Annotated in this window: 15 protein-coding genes; 10 read left to right on the forward strand and 5 right to left on the reverse strand. The window is 62.1% G+C overall.

The genetic code is table 11. The features are described from left to right. Positions 1–9: 9 nt before the first annotated feature. Positions 10–1428: a phosphomannomutase gene (locus Mame_RS00410; protein WP_018063485.1), complete on the reverse strand. Its 1419-nt coding sequence runs from the start codon at positions 1426–1428 to the stop codon at positions 10–12. 600 nt (positions 1429–2028) lie between these two features. Here Mame_RS00410 and Mame_RS00415 point away from each other — a divergent pair. After that, positions 2029–3534: an HWE histidine kinase domain-containing protein gene (locus Mame_RS00415; protein WP_155121995.1), complete on the forward strand. Its 1506-nt coding sequence runs from the start codon at positions 2029–2031 to the stop codon at positions 3532–3534. A 211-nt stretch (positions 3535–3745) separates the two neighbouring features. Next, a complete protein-coding gene (locus Mame_RS00420) occupies positions 3746–4804 on the forward strand; it encodes a PRC-barrel domain-containing protein (protein ID WP_018063483.1) in 1059 nt (352 codons plus the stop codon). Positions 4805–4858: 54 nt separating this feature from the next. On the opposite strand, the gene Mame_RS00425 is transcribed toward Mame_RS00420, so the two are convergent. Further along, a complete protein-coding gene (locus Mame_RS00425; RefSeq protein ID WP_018063482.1) occupies positions 4859–5536 on the reverse strand; it encodes a phosphoribosyltransferase in 678 nt (225 codons plus the stop codon). A gap of 112 nt (positions 5537–5648) precedes the next feature. Between Mame_RS00425 and Mame_RS00430 the strand changes: the two genes are divergently transcribed. The 7 genes from Mame_RS00430 (at position 5649) to folD (ending at position 10451) form a co-directional block, all read left to right on the forward strand. After that, positions 5649–6626, forward strand: coding sequence for a magnesium transporter CorA family protein (locus tag Mame_RS00430; protein ID WP_018063481.1), 978 nt, complete (start codon positions 5649–5651; stop codon positions 6624–6626). Between the two features lie 186 nt (positions 6627–6812). Continuing rightward, a complete protein-coding gene (locus tag Mame_RS00435; RefSeq protein ID WP_018063480.1) occupies positions 6813–7154 on the forward strand; it encodes an AtpZ/AtpI family protein in 342 nt (113 codons plus the stop codon). A gap of 58 nt (positions 7155–7212) precedes the next feature. After that, positions 7213–7965 carry a F0F1 ATP synthase subunit A gene (locus tag Mame_RS00440; protein WP_018063479.1) on the forward strand — a complete coding sequence of 251 codons (753 nt, stop codon included), beginning with the start codon at positions 7213–7215 and terminating at the stop codon, positions 7963–7965. 88 nt (positions 7966–8053) lie between these two features. Further along, on the forward strand, positions 8054–8281 hold the full coding sequence (locus tag Mame_RS00445; protein ID WP_018063478.1) for a F0F1 ATP synthase subunit C: 228 nt from the start codon (positions 8054–8056) through the stop codon (positions 8279–8281). Positions 8282–8368: 87 nt separating this feature from the next. Next, positions 8369–8953: a F0F1 ATP synthase subunit B gene (locus Mame_RS00450; RefSeq protein WP_018063477.1), complete on the forward strand. Its 585-nt coding sequence runs from the start codon at positions 8369–8371 to the stop codon at positions 8951–8953. A gap of 4 nt (positions 8954–8957) precedes the next feature. Further along, positions 8958–9443 (forward strand): F0F1 ATP synthase subunit B, encoded by a 486-nt coding sequence (locus tag Mame_RS00455; RefSeq protein WP_018063476.1) that lies wholly within the window; start codon positions 8958–8960, stop codon positions 9441–9443. 108 nt (positions 9444–9551) lie between these two features. Continuing rightward, entirely contained in the window at positions 9552–10451 is a 900-nt protein-coding gene (gene folD, locus Mame_RS00460) for a bifunctional methylenetetrahydrofolate dehydrogenase/methenyltetrahydrofolate cyclohydrolase FolD (RefSeq protein ID WP_018063475.1), read from the forward strand. Between the two features lie 38 nt (positions 10452–10489). Here the strand turns inward: folD and Mame_RS00465 are convergent, their stop codons facing one another. Further along, complete coding sequence (locus Mame_RS00465; RefSeq protein ID WP_018063474.1) at positions 10490–10732, reverse strand: Lrp/AsnC family transcriptional regulator; 243 nt, start codon at positions 10730–10732, stop codon at positions 10490–10492. A 383-nt stretch (positions 10733–11115) separates the two neighbouring features. On the opposite strand from Mame_RS00465, the gene Mame_RS00470 reads away from it, so the two are divergent. After that, positions 11116–12600, forward strand: a complete 1485-nt coding sequence (locus Mame_RS00470; RefSeq protein ID WP_018063473.1) for an NAD-dependent succinate-semialdehyde dehydrogenase — start codon at positions 11116–11118, stop codon at positions 12598–12600. Between the two features lie 139 nt (positions 12601–12739). Here the strand turns inward: Mame_RS00470 and Mame_RS00475 are convergent, their stop codons facing one another. Together Mame_RS00475 and pxpB are read right to left on the reverse strand one after the other, a co-directional pair. Further along, entirely contained in the window at positions 12740–13678 is a 939-nt protein-coding gene (locus Mame_RS00475; protein ID WP_018063472.1) for a 5-oxoprolinase subunit C family protein, read from the reverse strand. After that, a complete protein-coding gene (gene pxpB, locus Mame_RS00480; protein WP_026173247.1) occupies positions 13675–14391 on the reverse strand; it encodes a 5-oxoprolinase subunit PxpB in 717 nt (238 codons plus the stop codon). Before pxpB ends, Mame_RS00475 begins: the two co-directional genes overlap by 4 nt. Between the last annotated feature and the right edge of the window lie 243 nt (positions 14392–14634).

The following is a 14634-nucleotide window of genomic DNA, read 5'->3' on the forward strand; positions in this document are numbered from 1 at the left end:
GAGGTCGGGTTAGGCGGACTTGAAGCTTTCTATCAGGGCAAGGCCGTGCTTCAGGAGTTCGCGGGCCTCACCGGCGCTCGCGGCCTCCACGTAACAGCGCATTTCTGGCGCGTTGCCGGAGGGGCGGAAATGGATGATACGGCCGTCATCGAGCGTGACCCGCAGGCCGTCGATGTCGCTCTTGTCCGCAACCGTGCCGATCGGCGCAAGGAATTCGGCAAGATTGTCCACGCTTTCGCGCAGGTAGTCCATCAGCGCGGCGCTGCGCGCCTGCTCGAAGTTCTTGATCCGGTCGGCATCGGCGACTGGCAGGCTGTAGGCCTTCGCGAGTTCCGACAGCTTGCGCTTGTCGCGGTGGGCGAGATAGAGCGCCGACAGGATGGGCAGGAAGCAGTCCCGCGTCGGCAGCGGCACGATCGTGTCGCCGGCCGGGCGGAAGGGGGAGGCCGTCAGCAGGCCGCCATTGGCCTCGAAGCCCATGACGCCGTCCTTGCCTTCGGCAATCGCCTTTTCCATGCCTGCGATGACGTAGGGTGAACCGACCCGTGTCCTGATCACGTCGAAATCGCCGTTCTTCTCGATGCCGGAATTGGAGGTGACCGGGGTCACAACCACTTTCGCGCCGAGGAAATTGGCGGTCATCAGACCGATCAGGTCGCCGCGCAGCGGTGCACCGGCCTCATCCGCCACAAGTGGCCGATCGGCATCGCCATCGGCGGAGATGATGGCGTCGAAACCGTGTTCGCCGGCCCAGCCCTTCAGAAGCGCGACGGTTTCCGGCGCAACCGCCTCGGTATCGACAGGAATAAATTCCTCGGAGAAACCGAGCGGCGTGACGTCGGCGCCATAATGCTCAAGCACCGCGATGAACAAATCGCGCGCCACCGTGGAATGCTGATAGACGCCGACCTTCATGCCGGAAAGGGCATCATCGGGAAGGATCGCGGTGCAGCGCGCGCCGAAGCCGGCCAGCGCCTCGCTCGCCTCGTCCTCGCCTTCGGCGGTTGTCTGATCGACCGTGCCCGCGAGTTGCTCTGCGAAGGCGGAAATCGCCTCTTCATCCGCCTTGGTGACCTCGCCATCGGGAAGATAGAATTTGATGCCGTTGCGATCGGCCGGAATGTGGGAACCGGTGATCATGATCGAGGCGGCTTTCCGCTTCTGCCCGTAAAAGGCCAGCGCCGGCGTCGGCAACGCGCCGCAATCGACCGGCGTGAAGCCCGAGGCCGCGATCGCGCCCATGCAATTGGCCGCGATCGCCGGGCTCGACTCGCGATAATCCTGCCCCACAAGCACGACATCGCCTTTTTTGGCGTAGCCCGCCTTTTGCAAATGATGACAGAAAGCCGCCGTGTAAAGGGAAGAAGGCTCCCCCAGGAGATCCGTTGACAGGCCGCGAAGGCCGCTCGTCCCGAATTTTACGCTCATTACGACTACTTATCCCAGTTTATTGGACGACGCTTTCGGCCACGCCGCCAGTCAAAACACTGGAGCGTCCTCGGCCGCTCCGACACTTTGCCGCGCCGCCCCGGCCAGACCGAATGCAACGCAACCCATGGTAAAAGCCCCTCAAGCTGACGCTGTCGGCACCCGCGCGGCCCCGGCAATCCTGCTCAAAGGCTTCTTCTTACATTGCTTGCGCGGGGCAAGCATACCCGAACTCCGAATGCCCTCAAGCCCCAGACCGCATTCGCAGGACCGCGCATACCATATCGATACGACAACACCGAAACACCCGGCATTGCCGATAACCGTGGAGCGATTTCATTCACTCAGCCGTTCAAAAACATGCCTTCCACCCCTCAAGCAGCCACCACTTTGTTGCTTCTTTTTCGAACGCTCGCAATGCCTGTTTGTTCCGCGACCGGATTTACGATGAAGAAAAATCGCCCTCGGGCGGAACCGATTGCCAAACCGGGACGTTTCGATGCGAAGCCGGAAGTCCTTGCACCTTTCCGGTACGGTGACTTATAGGTGTGCCCGGGCCGGGGATTGTCTGCCTGAGCAAGAATAAAAGAGCTTGAGCCTGTGGAACATTTGCCATCGGAAATTGTGGAAGCGATCAGGGACGAGGACCGTCTGAAGACGCTTTCGCAATCGATCATGCGCGCGGCGGAAGTCGACGAGAATTTCGTCGCGATCGTCGAAGCTGCGGCAAACCGCTTTTCCTGCCCGGCCGCCTTGATCCTGATTGCTGATTCTGACGAAAACTGGGTTCAGGCCGTCCATGGCATGAAGGTTGATGACGTGCCCACCCGCTCGGGCCTGTTCGTCTACCCGATCGCGCTCAAGAAACAGCGGGCGCTGATCCTCAACAATCCGGAGACCCACGCAGAGCTCGCCCGTTCGGTCCCGATGTTCGAAGGCAAGCGGGTGAAGTTTTTCGCCGGCGCTCCGATCCCGGTTCATGGCGTCAATGCCGGAGCCATCTGTATCATCGACGGCGAAAACCACCGCGATACCACCGAAGAGGATGCCGAAGCGCTTGGTCGACTGGCGAACCTTGCCGGCTCGCTTTATGAACTGAAGCATGCCGCACGCGGCAAGGCTTCGGCCGATATCGCCCTTTCCCAATCGGAACGCCGCCATTCGATGGCATTGCGGGCCGCGAATATCGCGACCTGGAGCTGGGACGGCATCAGCGAGACGGTTGAATGCGACAATGCCCTGCGGGAAATGCTTGCGCTTTCACCCGACGAGCCGGTGACCTGCCGCCGGGTGCTTGGCGCGGTCGATCACGAAATGCGGTTTTCGCTGATGCGTCGGTTCAAGTCGGCGCTTGACAGGGGCGAGGAATATCAGTGCGAATTCAAGGTGGAATCGACCGGCAAATGGCTTCTCTCGCTGGGCGGCGCCTATGAAAACGCATTGCTTGAGGAGCGCAAGGGGCCGGTCTTCGGCGTGGTGGTCGACATCACCACCACAAAGGAAAGCGAACAGAAGACCCGCCTGCTGCTGCGCGAACTCAATCACCGCGTCAAGAATACGCTGGCGATCGTGCAGTCGATTGCCGGGCAGACATTGCGCCGGTCGCGGACCTCGGCCGAATTCAACATGTCGTTTTCCGGCAGGCTGCAGGCGCTTTCCGCCGCGCATACCCTGCTGTCGGACGAGCAATGGGGCGCGATCGCGCTCGACCGGCTGCTGCGCTCGCAGATCGCGCCCTACAGCGACAGTTCGGGCCGGCAGGTGGATATTCACGGCAGCGCGGTCTATCTCGATCCCGACGAAGCGCTGGCGCTCGGCCTCGTCATCCACGAGCTTGCCAGCAATGCCGCCAAGTTCGGCGCGCTTGCAACCCGGGCCGGCGTCGTGGATATCACCGTCGCCTGCAGGGATGAAGGCGGCAACGCCCATCTGGAACTCGACTGGGTCGAGGTTGGCGGGCCACGGGTGACCACCCCCGAGCAGCGCGGTTTCGGGTCCGTGCTGATCGAACGCAGCCTCGACAAGGTCATCGGCAGCAAGGTCGATGTCGACTATGCCGAAACCGGCCTTAAGGTGCATATTTCCATGCCGATGCGCTACTGCTGATCGCAAACCAATTCAGATGAACCCACCCGCCCGTTTCCCGAACGCGGCGGGTTTATTTTTTCCGCTCTTTTTTCCAAAAAAGTCATCGGTCGGAGGAACAAGGGTCATTCGGGGACGTTTAATTGTCGTGAGCAAGGTGAGATAAAAACAAATAATACAACTATTGAATCGCACCTATATCGGAACACTACAAGAAGAGAGGAGTATTGACATGCTTCGCAAGATTCTTTCGACCACCGCACTGGCAGCTGTTGTTTCCACGGGTGCAGCCTTTGCCCAGGACGCCAACACCACCGAACCCATGAACCAGCCTGAAGCAAGTTCTGGCATGGAAAACGGCGCTGCGCCGATCTTCCCTGACCGTCAGGCTGCCGGCGAAGATGCCAAGAGCTTTTATGGCGCCACCGGCGAGCAGGTTCTCGCAAGTTCGCTGCTTGGCTGGCCGGTCTACGGCATGAGCGCCGAAACCCAGGAACGCGAACAGGTCGGCGACATCGCTGACATCGTGATGAACACCGATGGCTCGGCCAACGCCGCCGTGATCGGCGTCGGCGGTTTCCTCGGCATCGGCGAAAAACAGGTCGCGATTTCCTTTGACCGCCTGTCCTGGGAGCCCGGCGACAACGGCGCGTGGCTCAGCATCGACGCCACCCGCGAGGAGCTTGAGTCCGCACCGGAATTCGAATCCGACAATGAAAACCTGATGGAGGTTGGCAGCGCTCCGGCGCCGGAAGGCACCATGGCGGATGGCTCAACGGATCTGGCCAACACCGCGGGAACCGCGCTTGACGAAGCCGGCAATGCTACCGGCGAGGCCATGAACGACGTGGCGACGGGCATGGGCACTGCGGCGGATGCCACCGGCAACGCGATGAACGATGTCGCCACCAATGTCGACAATGCCGGCGATGCGATGCAGAACGGCGAAAACCCCATGCTGGAAGGCATGAGCGAAGTCGACACCGCCTCGATTTCCTATGACGAGTTGGAAGGCGCGCCGGTACTGGGCGCCGATGGCGACAATGTCGGCGAAATCTCGGACATCGTTGTCTTCGGCGACAATAACGAGAACGTCTTCGTCGTGGATGTTGGTGGCTTCCTGGGTATCGGCGAAAAGCCGGTCGCCATTGCGGCCGACTCGGCCACGGTCATGAGCGATGGCGACACCTATGTCGTCCAGACAGAGTATGACCGTGCTACGCTCGAAAACCAGCCGGAATATACCGAGCAGAGCCTGAACGACAATCCGGATGCCGTTCTTCTGAACTAATTCCGGCCTGACGTTCCTTGCAAGAAGCCCGTGATCTCGCGATCGCGGGCTTTTTCATGCCGGACGCCAGAGCCTGTCCGGACCGCGAACGAGCAGCGGCGTGGCAAAACAGGCGTGAATATCCTCGGCGATATCCGCATCGAAGGCGGCAAGCGCCTCAGTGTACCGCGACGTTTGCAGCATGGCGGCGGCGATCGCCACGGGGCGCACGCCGCAATGCTTCAGGAGCGAAAGCCCCGCCACGATCGACTTGCCCGAGGAGATCACGTCGTCGACGAGCGCGACCCGCCGGCCCTCAAGCAGCGGCAGCATGCGCGGATCGATATAGAGCCGCTTCTGCTGACCGGGCGTGGTGACGGAACTGACCGGAAGCGACAACGCGTCCTCGTACCAGAACTTGCGCGAATTGCCGAGCGGCACGTAGCGGGAATGGCCGAGCGCCTCGGCGACAGCGGCCGCCAGCGTGAGGCCGAGCGTCGGCAGGCCGACGATGATTTCGGGTTTCAGCGGAGCAAGCCGGGCAGCGAGATCGGCGGCAAGCGCCTTGGTGACCGCGAACGAAGCCTGGTTGATGATCAGAGACGCAAGTCCCTCACCACTGTCTCCAAGTGGGCGGATCGGCAGAAGAAGACGGCGTCCATCCGCAAGCCGCGCGGGATAGGCGGCGTCATGGGCGACCGACTCGACCGGCGCGGGCGGCAGCAGTTCCTGCCAGAAATGATGGGGTTGCATGGCGGTTGAAATCTCAAAGCTTGGCCAAAAACAGTCTTGCCCTCATCATTAGGCTTCGGTAGCCCTTTGGGGCAAGGGCGCGGGGCGCGCGATCTCGAAAAGCGGGGTTTTGATGATCCATCTCTACAAGGTCGGAGGGGCGAAGACGCCGATGTCTTCCACCGGTACGCCCGCGCCGCTTGAGGACGACGTGATCTGGATCGACATGCTCGATCCGACCGAAGACGACATGCGCCAGATCGAAGAGCTGCTCGGGGTGGTGCTGCCGACGCGCGAATCGCTGAAGGATATCGAACCTTCCAGCCGCTACTATACGGATGGCGACGCCGTCTACATGACGGCCTCTGTGGTGATGAACGTGGATTTCGGTCTCGCCCATCTCACCGATATCGGCTTCATTCTCGCCGAGGGAAGGCTGATCACCATCCGCCATGCCGAGCCGAAACCATTCTTCCTGTTTGCCGCCGACATGAAACGGCTCGAGGTCGCGCCCGGACAGGGCGCGAAGGTTCTCGCCTATCTGCTCGACACGATCGTGGACCGCACGGCCGAAATCCTGGAACTGGCGGTTGCCAAGATCGACAACATCTCGATTGCCGTTTTCGGCGAGGGCGCGCGCGGCCGCAGACGCCCGCCGGCGGAGCTGGAAGAGCGCCTGATCGAGATCTCGACCTATCACCGCCTTGTCAGCAAGACCCGGGACAGCCTGACCACGCTGGCGCGCCTTGCGACCTATGTGCAGACGCTCCGCCGGGTACGCGACGACAAGGCCACCAAGGACCTCTGCCGGGTCGTGTCCCACGATATCCAGTCGCTGTCGGAACATGCGGGCTTCGTGGCGTCCAACATAACCTTCCTGCTCGATTCCTCGCTCGGGCTGATCAATCTCGAACAGAACAACATCATGAAGCTGTTTTCGGTGGTCTCGGTCGTGTTCGCGCCGCCGATGCTGATCGCCGGCATATACGGCATGAACTTCGACAAGATGCCGGAGCTGCACTTTTCGTGGGGATATCCGGCCGCTCTCGGCCTGATGTTCCTGACCGGGGCGGCGGCGGTCGTCTGGCTGCGCAAGCGCGGCTGGCTGTAGCGACGAAATCCAGGCATTTCCCGCAATAAAATCAGATATTTGCAGCATGCGACATTGATGCAGCCCCTTGTCTTGACTAGCATGGGCGCTAAAACTATGGTGCGCACCACTTGACCGGGCCTTTCCGCCGCTTTATCGCGTGGCCGGAGCCTTCCTGACAGGGGCGCGTTCAAGGAGGGGATGTCATTGGCAGAAGACGGACAGGACGACCTGGAGGCCCGCCGCAAGCGGCTGGAATCCGAGCTCGGTTCGCTGCGCAAGGATGAGGTCTCCGAACAGGCAAAGACAGCGGCGTCCGCCAAGAACCGCAAGGAAATGTCGAAGGGCCTGAAGCTTTCGAGCGAGTTCATGGCGGCGATCTTCGCCGGTTTCATGATCGGATACCTGCTTGATCGCTTCGCCGGAACGGGGCCCTGGGGATTGATTGTGTTTATTCTCCTCGGTTTTTGCGCCGGGGTATTGAATGTACTGCGCTCCGTGGGTTATGTGGCGGAGCCGGAAGACCGTCTGAAAAAGGACGGCGAGTAAAGTTTTGGTTGCCGACGGCTGAAAACGGCCGCGGGCAGGGCAAGAAGAGAGAGACTAGGTGGCAAACGATCCGACCCATCAATTTCAGATCCACAGCATCGTTCCGATCAATGTCGGCGGGCTGGACCTGTCCTTCACCAATGCCTCGCTGTTCATGGTGATTTCCGCCGGGGCCGCTGCGGGTTTCCTTTACCTGGCAACCGCCAAGCGCGGCCTTATTCCCTCGCGCACGCAGTCGATCGCCGAGCTTCTCTATGAATTCGTAGCCTCGATGCTCAGGGAGGGCGCGGGCACGAAGGGCATGGTGTTCTTCCCCTTCGTGCTGACGTTGTTCATGTTCCTGCTGACGGCGAACCTGATCGGCATGTTCCCCTATTTCTTCTCCGTCACCAGCCAGATCGTCGTCACCTTCTCGCTGGCGCTGATGGTGATGGGCGTCGTTGTCGGTTACGGCCTCTACAAGCACGGCCTGCATTTCTTCAAGGTGTTCGTGCCTTCCGGCGTGCCCGTTGCCCTGCTTCCCCTGGTGACCGCGATCGAGATCGTTTCGTTTCTCTCGCGTCCCATCAGCCTCTCCGTCCGTCTGTTCGCCAACATGCTGGCCGGCCACATCACGCTGAAGGTCTTCGCCGGCTTCGTGGTCTCGCTGATCTCGATCGGCACGATCGGCACCGGCGGCGCGATCCTGCCGCTGGCCATGACCGTGGCGCTGACGGCGCTGGAATTCCTGGTGGCCTTCCTGCAGGCCTATGTCTTTGCAGTTCTGACCTGCATGTATCTCAACGACGCCGTCAACGCGGGCGATCACTAGGATAGAAAAGTCGCCGGCTTCGTCTGGACAGGCGGAACCGGCATCGCTATTAAGCCGCAACAACCCAATTCTTCTAAGGAGTTCTCATATGGAAGCGGAAGCAGCAAAGTTCATCGGCGCCGGTATTGCCTGCCTTGGCATGGGTGCAACCTCCATGGGTCTCGGCCGCATCTTCGGTGATTACCTCACCGGCGCTCTGCGCAACCCGTCCGCCGCCGACAGCCAGTTCGGCCGTCTGGTGTTCGGCTTCGCCGTTACCGAAGCGCTCGGCATCTTCTCGCTGCTCGTTGCCCTGCTCCTCCTCTTCGCCGTTTGATTTTTTGAACGGTCCGACTTTCGGTTGCGGCGCCTGGCCTGAGGTCGGCGCCGCGCCCCTTGTTGTCGAAGACCTTTGGAGGTGAGCATGTTTGTGACCCCGGCTTTGGCCCAGACGTCGCATGGTGCAGAAGAACAGCACACGGAATCCACGCTGGCCGAGGTGGAACATCACGAACAGCAGGTGTTCCCGCCATTCGATTTTGCGACCTTCCCGTCGCAGATCCTCTGGCTGGCCATTACGTTCGGTCTCTTCTATCTGGTGATGAAGAAGGTGATCGTTCCCCGCGTCGGCTCCATTCTGGAAGACCGCCACGATCGCATTGCCCAGGACCTCGACGAGGCGGAACGCCTTCGCAGCGAGGCCGATGCCGCGATCAAGGCCTATGAAAAAGAACTCGCCGAAGCCCGCAACGAGGCCCGCAGCATTTCCGCCGCAGCCGCCGACAAGGCGCGCGCCGAGGCCGATGCCGAGCGCGAGCAGCTCGAAGCCGAGCTTGGCAAGAAGCTTGCGGCAGCCAATGAGCGCATTGCCGCGGTTCGCAACGAAGCGCTTCAGGAAGTCGGCGGCATCGCCGAGGAAACAGCCGCTTTGATCGTTACCCATCTGATCGGCGGCCGCGTCGCCAAGGGCGACATCGAAACCGCGGTTTCGACCGTCAGGGAGGGCTGAGCCCATGTCTCTCGATGCAACATTCTACGCCTTTGTCGGCCTGATCCTGTTCTTCATTGTCGTCGCCTATTTCAAGGTGCCAGGCATTCTGCTGCGCTCGCTTGATTCGCGCGCCGACGAGATTCGCGGAGAGCTGGCGGAAGCCAAGCGCCTGCGCGAGGAAGCCCAGCACGTGCTTGCCGATTATCAGCGCAAGCGCCGCGAGGCCGAGGAAGAGGCCAAGGATATCGTTGCCGCCGCCGAGCGCGACGCAAAGGCGATCAAGGAAGAAGCCCGCCGCAAGACGGAAGAATATGTCGAGCGCCGGACCGCATTTTCCGAGCAGAAGATCCGTCAGGCCGAGCAGGAAGCCGTCGCCGCCGTGCGTGGCGCTGCCGTCGACGTCGCCGTCGATGCCGCGCGCATCGTTCTGGAAAAGAAGGCGACGCCTGCGGTGCGCTCCAAGCTGTTCTCGCAGTCGGTCGACGCGGTCAAATCCCGCCTCAACTGATCCTGTCGGCTTCGAGGTGAAAGTCATTGGCAAGCGTTCCGACGCTTGCCGTTTTTGTTTCTGGCGTCCGCTAGAATGACCACGGCGCCGCAGAAAATGGTTTGAGACATGGCAAAGCGGATAGACGGCAAGGCGATCGCGGCGGATGTGATCGGGAAGGTCACGGCGGCAAGCGCCGCGCTGAAGGCTGAGAAAGACGTCGTGCCGGGCCTGGCGGTGGTCATCGTCGGCGATGATCCGGCAAGCCACACCTATGTCGCGGCCAAGGGCAGGCGCGCCAAGGAATGCGGGTTCCATTCCGTCCAGGTCACGCTGCCGGCGGAAACCAGCCAGGCGGAACTGGAACAGGTTGTCCGCGAACTGAACGACGATCCCACGATCCACGGCATTCTGGTGCAACTGCCCCTGCCCGCGCATCTGGACGAGTTTCCCGTCATCCAGCTTATCCGTCCCGAAAAGGACGTGGACGGGCTTTCGATCGTCAATGCCGGCAAGCTTGCCCTTGGCGACACAAAGACAGGCCTGATCTCGTGTACGCCGGCCGGCGCGATGGTGTTGATTCGCTCGATCCACGGGAGCGACCTCTCCGGCCTCGACGCCGTCGTGATCGGCCGTTCCAACCTGTTCGGCAAGCCGATGGGGCAATTGCTGCTGCAGGCCAATGCCACGGTCACCATGGCCCATTCGCGCACGGCCGACCTGCCGGAAATCTGCCGGCGCGCCGATATTCTGATCGCGGCCACCGGCCGGGCGGAAATGGTGAAGGCCGATTGGGTGAAGCCCGGCGCGACGGTGATCGATGTCGGCATTACCCGGATACCGGCGCCGGAACGCGGCGAGGGCAAGACCCGCCTGATCGGCGATGTCGATTATGCCGCCGTCGAAAAGGTCGCCGGCGCCATCACGCCGGTCCCGGGCGGAGTCGGTCCGATGACGATCACCATGCTGATGGCCAACACAATGATCGCCGCCTGCCGCGACAATGGCGTGACCGTTCCCGATTTCTGAGGCGGACCGCCTGCCGCTCCCGCTTTTCCGGAGAGGCCTTAGCTGAATGCCTTGAACGTCACCAGGGTGAAGGTGTCCTTGACGCCTTCGATGGTCTGCAGCTTGCTGGTGACGAAATGGCCGATATCGGCATCCTTGGCTAGGTAAAATTTCGCCAGCAGATCGTAATCGCCGGAGGTCGAATAGATTTCCGAGGTTTCCTCAAGCGTGCGCACCACCAGATCGGCGACGTCATACGCCTGTCCGGGATGACATTTGAACTGAACGAATATCGTCTGCATCGGCTTTATCTACCCTCTTTGCACGTCACCATGGCCTCGCCGCTTCGTGTATAGCACCAGCCGGCGGAGGGAAGCCAGACGGTTCGGTACGGGAGATTGACTATCATAAAAATAAAACTTAATTCCACTATAGGTTATTTACTGTTTCAGGGGTAGGAGGCCGCTTCCGGCAAAAGGTAATACCGGCTTTCCGTCCGGCAGCATGAGAACACATTAAAGGCAGCGCGTTTCCGGTAGCCATATTCTGACCGGAGATAAACTTCGAAACTGATGTGCCAGAATTTAGTTTGGCGAATGAAACAGCCGGTCTATATGCATTGTGAGCGTCGACCGCGGCCTCTCAGTCACGCGCCGTCACATGAACGAAAAAGGGAATAAGCATCATGACAATCGCAACAGCGCTATCCGACAAACTCAAGAAGGCGGACCTCGCCGAGCCCCGCGCCTACATCGCCGGCGAATGGCGCGACAAGGTGGCCAGCGGCAAGACCTTCGATGTCGTGAATCCGGCGACTGGCGACGTCATCGCCACGCTTCCCGACTGCGGGAAGGAAGAGGTCGAGGAGGCCGTCGCCGCCGCCTATGAGGCCCAGAAGGCCTGGGCGAAGAAGACTGGCAAGGAACGCGCCGTGATCCTGCGCAAGCTCTACGACCTGATGGTCGAGAATGCCGATGACCTGGCCGTGATCCTGACTGCGGAAATGGGCAAGCCGCTTGCCGAGGCGCGCGGCGAGGTGCTTTACGGCGCGGCCTATATCGAATGGTTCGGCGAAGAAGCCAAGCGCGCCTATGGCGACATCATTCCCGGCCATCAGGCCGACAAGCGGATCATGGTCATTCGCCAGCCGGTGGGCGTCGTCGGCGCGATCACACCGTGGAACTTCCCGAACGCGATGCTGGCCCGCAAGATGGCTCCCGCACTCGCCGCCGGCTGCTCGATCGTGTCCAAGCCCGCCCAGCAGACGCCGCTTTCGGCGCTCTCCATGGCGCTGCTCGCCGAGCGCGCCGGACTGCCGAAGGGGCTGCTGTCGGTGGTCACCTCGACCAGTTCGTCCACCGTCGGCAAGGTCTTCAGCGAGGATGACCGGGTGCGCAAGATCACCTTCACCGGCTCCACCGAGGTCGGCCGCATCCTGATGCGCCAGGGGGCAGACCAGATCAAGAAGATGGGCCTGGAACTCGGCGGCAATGCGCCGTTCATCGTCTTCGACGACGCCGACCTCGATGCGGCGGTCGAAGGCGCGATCGCGTCGAAATTCCGGAACGCCGGCCAGACCTGCGTTTGCGCCAACCGACTTTACGTGCAGGCCGGCGTCTATGACGCATTCGCCGAGAAGCTTTCCAAGCGCGTTGCTGGCCTCAAGGTCGGCTCCGGCATGGAAGACGGCGTCGAGATCGGTCCGATGATCGAAAAGGCGGCGGTCGACAAGGTCGAGGACCATATCGCCGACGCCACCGCCAAGGGCGCCTCGGTCAAGCTCGGCGGCAAGTCGCATGAGCGCGGCGGCCTGTTCTTCGAGCCGACGGTGCTCACCGGCGTGACGCCCGACATGAAATGCGCGCGCGAGGAAACCTTCGGCCCCGTGGCGCCGCTGTTCAAGTTCGAGAACGAGGACGATGTCGTCGCCATGGCCAACGACACCGAATTCGGCCTCGCCTCCTATTTCTTTTCGCGCGATGCGGCCAAGATCTTCCGGGTGGCCGAAGCGCTGGAATACGGCATTGTCGGCGTCAATACCGGCCTGATCTCCACCGAGGTCGCCCCCTTCGGCGGCGTCAAGCAGTCCGGCCTTGGCCGCGAGGGCTCCAAATACGGCCTCGATGACTATACCGAGCTGAAATATATCTGCCTCGGCGGAATCGCCTGAGGGCGAGCGACGCTTCTGGTCGGGAGGCGACGAAGCCTCCCGACTTCCAGGCGTGGTGTTCGCGCCTGACACGAGGCTGACCCCGACGGGGGTTTCGCCTGTCAAACGACCAACGCCCCCTTCTACTTCGCTTGGCCCTTCACACCGGCGTCGCAATCGACCGGATTGCCGCTTCGACCCGCTCGCGTTCCGCCAGAAGCCGCGCCTCGGCCTCGTCCTGGCCGATGCGGACGAAGTGGAACGGCTTGCCGGCCGGCATCTGCGCAAGCCGCGGCAGGTCGGCGGAAATCACCGTGGCGATCTTGGGATAGCCGCCGGTCGTCTGACGCTCCGCCGTCAGCATCGTGGCAATGCCGGAGCCCGGCACCTGGATCGAACCGGCGGGCGTGGCATCCGAAATGATATCGTGGCCACCGATTGCGCGCAGCAGCGGCCCGTCGAGCAGGCTCGCCATCCGGTCGCGCCGGCTGGAAACCGAGAACGGTTCGGTGAGAAGCAGCGTCCAGGCCCGGGAATCGAAGCGGTCATCCTGCGGCCCGGCGACGATCCGGATCGGCCCTTGCGGATAGTGGAAAATCTCCGTCAGTCTCTGCGGCGGGGCAAGTGCGCTCTCGCCGAGCGGCAGCAGATCGCCCTCGGCAAGTACCCTGCCCTCAAACCCGCCCATCGCGTTTCGGACATGGGTGGCGCGCGAGCCGAGCAGTTCCGGCACGGCAATGCCGCCAGAAAAGGCGATATAGCCCCAGACCGCGCCTCTCATCGGGCCGATCTCCAGCGTTTCGCCCGGCCTCAGCGCATGGCTTTCCCAAAGCGGCATGGCGCGCCCGTTGATCGTCACCTGCGCGGCGCCGCCGGTGACGGCCACCATGCAGGGCGCGCTGACGCGATAGCTACCTCCGAACTGGGCAAACTCCAGCGCCGCCGCGTCATCGCCATTGCCGACAAGCGCCTGCGCGATGCGAAAGGCCGCCTCGTCCATCGGCCCGGATGGCGAGACGCCGGCGGCAAGATAGCCGGTGCGCGGACGCGCCTGCACGGAGACCATGAGCCCGGCCCTGGCGACCTCCAGCCTGTTCATGCCGCCTCCGATTCCACAATGGCCTCGCCGGACGCCGCGCGGCGTTCCAACGCCGCCATCTCGTCGGCGCCGATCTCGAAAAAGCGGATCATGTCGCCCGCGCGGAAGAAGGATGGTTCGGCGCGCTCCGGGGCGAACAGGCGAAGCGGCGTGCGGCCGATATAGCGCCAGCCGCTGGGACCGGACAGCGAGTTGATCGCCGCCTGCGCGCCGCCAATGCCGACCGCGCCCGCCGCTACCTTCTGGCGCGGCACCGCGAGACGAGGCGTGTGCAACGCCTCCGGCAGGCCGCCGAGATAGGTGAAGCCGGGCGCAAACCCGATCATGTAAACCCGATAATCGGCAGCGGTGTGCAGCGCGATCAGCTCTTCAGGACTGATATTCTTGATTTCGGCAAGGTCTGCGAGATCAAGCGCGTCATCGCCCCGATAGCAGACCGGCACCCGAAAATGGCGGGCCGTGTTTTCCCCGCCCTCGGTGAGATGCTCCACCCGCTCGTGAAGCAGCGGCATCAGTTGCGCGCCGCGAATGCGGCCGGGATCGTAATAGACCAGCAGCGAGCGATAGGTCGGAACGGTCTCGACAATGCCTTCCACCGGCCGCGCCTTCAGAGCGTCGGCGAGCGCGATCACGCGGGCATTGACGGCCGCGTCGATCCTGTCTGCAAATTCCACGGTCACGGCCTGATCGCCGGCCGGCTTGATCGTTACCACTGTCCAATGCTCCAAGTCGCGCCCGTTTTTCCGGACGCGCGTCGAGGCTATCAGCTTTTGGCGGTTTTGCGAAAGACCCCGATCGTCCGCCGCGTCCCCAAGCGATATGACCAGCCAGTCGCCGGCGCGCTGCGCGAAACGTTGCCCGGTTTTCAGGCAACACAACCTATAGAAATCAGGGCGACTCAGCATTTCCCGTTTTGGGCCTTGTAACAGACGGAAAACCGCCCTATTGTCATCAAA

The sequence above is a fragment of the Martelella mediterranea DSM 17316 genome (assembly GCF_002043005.1).
In the GTDB taxonomy this organism is placed as follows: Bacteria; Pseudomonadota; Alphaproteobacteria; order Rhizobiales; family Rhizobiaceae; genus Martelella; species Martelella mediterranea.